At 73.5% G+C, this 2,937-nt stretch carries 2 protein-coding genes; both read right to left on the reverse strand.

Going from position 1 to position 2,937, the window contains the following annotated elements; genetic code table 11:
- Window positions 1–8: 8 nt before the first annotated feature.
- Entirely contained in the window at window positions 9–1,418 is a 1,410-nt protein-coding gene (locus tag ABT367_RS41225) for a hypothetical protein (protein ID WP_352259092.1), read from the reverse strand.
- The coding region (locus tag ABT367_RS41230) for a glycosyltransferase (RefSeq protein WP_352259094.1) at window positions 1,415–2,937 on the reverse strand (1,523 nt) is incomplete at its 5' end. The genes ABT367_RS41230 and ABT367_RS41225, both read right to left, overlap by 4 nt.

Raw genomic sequence — 2,937 nt, forward strand, 5'->3', positions numbered from 1 at the left:
CCCCGGTCTCAGCGCAGACTCATGGGCGCGGGCGCGCGCCGCTGTTCCTGGACCCGTACGGAAGGCGGCGTGGCGCGCTCGGCCCAGGCCGCGGGCAGCAGCGGCAGTCCCAGGACGACCGGCAGCCACATGAAGGCGCCCAGCCGGTCCGCCTCCGCCAGGAGGGGGTGCCCGGCCACCTGGGCGACGCCGACGCATGCGCACGCCACGGCCATGAGACCCAGGGCGGGAGCCCGGCGGACGAAGGCCCAGCAGGCGAGCGCCGTCAGGACCAGGAAGTACGGACGGGCCGCCTGCTCGCCCCACCAGTGCCGCCACAGCGCCAGGTTCAAGTCCCACAGCCGGGCCCAGGGGTCCTCCACCAGCGGCCTTCGGAAGTGCAGCGTGAAGGTGTCCTGCAAGGTGATCTCGGCCGACGGCAGCCGCAGCAGCACCATGACGGCGGCAGCCGCCACGGCCGCCGCGGCGGCGGTCCCGGCCGCCCACCAGGCGCCGGCCTCTGACCCGGCGCCGGTCTCTGCCCCGGCGCCGGCCTCTGACGGGGCGACATCTTCCCGCCGGGCGTCGGCTTCCTGTCGGGCGTCGGCTTCCCGCAGGGCGTCGGCTCTCCGCCGGGCCAGTGCGAGTACGGCGGCGGCCAGGGCCAGCGCCCCGGCGATCAGCAGCGCACTGGAATAGCGCAGGAGGAAGCAGCCGCCGATGGCCAGAGAGAGGGCCACGGCGTTCGCGGTCCGCGTGCCCTGCCCGCGGACCAGCCGCACCGCCCCCCACAGTGCGCCCAGAACGCACGCGAGGACCGGGCCCTCCGTGAGCGGCTGCGCCGCCCACCAGCCCAAGGGGGTGGCCACCAAGGCGACTTGGCCTGCCATCGACGCCTTGCGTCCGGCACCCGCCGAGCGCAGCAGCCCGTACGTGAGGAGCACGCATGCCGCGGCGACGAGCAGCGCGCACACCCGCAGTCCGGCGCCGAGACCGAACGCCCCGACGAACGGCGCCAGCAGCCACGGGTAGGCCCAACGCGAGGCGAAGATCGCCTGGTAGCGGGGGTCGTCGGTGGTGATGTCGTCGGCGCCCGCGTAGCGCTGCACGCACGCCTGCTCCTGCGTCCGACGCACCACCTCTGGGTCGGGCGGCAAGGGATCGAGGCGCGACTCCCGGACGGCCGCGTCCGCCCGCGCCGCGCAGAACTGCTCCTCGACGTCCCGCTGGGCGGTGGCGCGGTCGACGCCGAGATGCTGCTCGGCGGTGCGTGCGTAGCGCGTGGTGTCCGCCCACAGGTTCGGGGGTGTGGCCCCGGTCAGCTGCAGCAGGAGGAACAGGAGCGGGACGAGCAAGGGGAGCATGAGCCGACGGCCCGCACCCCCCGTCGGCGGTCCTGTGAACGGGGGGCGGGCGCTGACGGTGCCGAGTATCTTCATGACCGGTCCGCGCCGGGGAGCGGCTGTCCGCCGTGCAGCAGCACGTTGTCGAAGTCCTTGCGTACGACCGACCAGTCCCATGTGGACAGGGCGTGCTTGGACGCCGCGGCGCCCTCCGCGTGCCAGCGGTCGGCGTCGGAGGTGACCCGCAGGATCCGGTGGGCCGCTTCGTCGGGGTCGGAGACGACCCAGTCCTCGGGGTACGTGGTGCGGGCGCCGTTCGCCTTGCCGGCGTAGAACGGCCAGTCGCGCACCACGGGCACGGCACCACTCGCCGCGCCTTCGAGTACGGCGACATGGCAGCCTTCACGTACGGAAGAGCTGAGGATCACGCCGATGCCGCCGAGCGCGGAGGCGACGTCGTCCGTCCGGCCTCTGCGCTCCACGGCTCCCGCCCGCACCAGCGGGGCGAGCCGCTCTTCCAGCGCGTCGCGGTACTGCCGGGACGCACCGGTCTTCTCCGGATCGACCACATCGCCGATGAGCACCAGCCTGTACCGCTCGTCGTACGCGCGGACCCGCTCCAGGACGTCCAGTGCCCACAGCGGATCCTTCGCGATCTGGCCGAGACCGACCAGACCCAGCGTGAAGCGGGCGTCGGCCGACTTGGGCCGGTCGAACGAGGACAGATCGGTGGCGTTGTGCACGACGCGCATACGGGGAGCGGTCGCCGAGGACAGCTGCGGCACGTAGGAGGAGCACAGGTCACGCACGTGATCGGCGATGAAGAGCAGCTCGTCGACGCGGGAGAAGTCCACAAGGAGCGGCCACTGGGTGTACGCCTCGTAGCTGTGCAGCCGGACCACGACGCGCGTCGTGCCCGGGTCGATGGTCGTCAGCATCGCTACGGGGCCCTCGCACCAGTCGAAGAACAGGGTGTCGGCCCACTCTAGATGGGGGCGCAGCAGGCGCTCCAGGCGCTCCCGGTACCAGGTGGCGGCGTCCAGCCGGTCGGCGATGACGCGCCAGTGCGCCCTGGCCAGCCTGCGCAGCTCCGGGTGCTGCGTCGTGTCGACGAACCGCAGCTCCACGTCCGGGCGGTCCTCGTAGTGACTCAGCACCAGGCGGAGAAAGTTCGCATTGCCGTGCGTCATGACCAGCAGGCGCAGCGGCCGGTCCGTGGGTGCGGGGGCGGCCGCGGCCGCCCGGCCGCGCGCGGTGCCGGCCACGGTCCGCAGGGTCTGCGACGCGAGCAGCGGACGCGTGTACGCCACCGCGTCCTGTGCCATCGGCGTGGTCAACTGGTCGATGTGCAGGGCCCGGTGGAAGGCCAGCGGCAAGGCTTGGTGCAGCGCGGTCGCCGCCTCCTTGCGGTCGTTCGCGCCAAGGCGTGCGTCGGCCAGGGACAGCCAGCCGTCGACCGCTTCGGCCAGTGCGAGCGGCGGACGTCCCGCGGCGATGTCGGCCCGTACCGACTCCTCCAGGAGCGTGGCCCGCAGCTCGGCGTCGGACGTCCGGCGGGCCGCGCCCAGCAGGGTCAGCGCCGCCCCGCCGCCTCGTCCCGCCCAGCGCATTCCTT

The sequence above is a fragment of the Streptomyces mesophilus genome (assembly GCF_040300965.1).
In the GTDB taxonomy this organism is placed as follows: Bacteria; Actinomycetota; Actinomycetes; order Streptomycetales; family Streptomycetaceae; genus Streptomyces; species Streptomyces mesophilus_A.

What these genes read in the sequence shown, in the direction of transcription:
- ABT367_RS41225 (WP_352259092.1), bottom strand. Translation starts at nt 1,418, where the DNA reads ATGAAGATACTCGGCACCGTCAGCGCCCGCCCCCCGTTCACAGGACCG.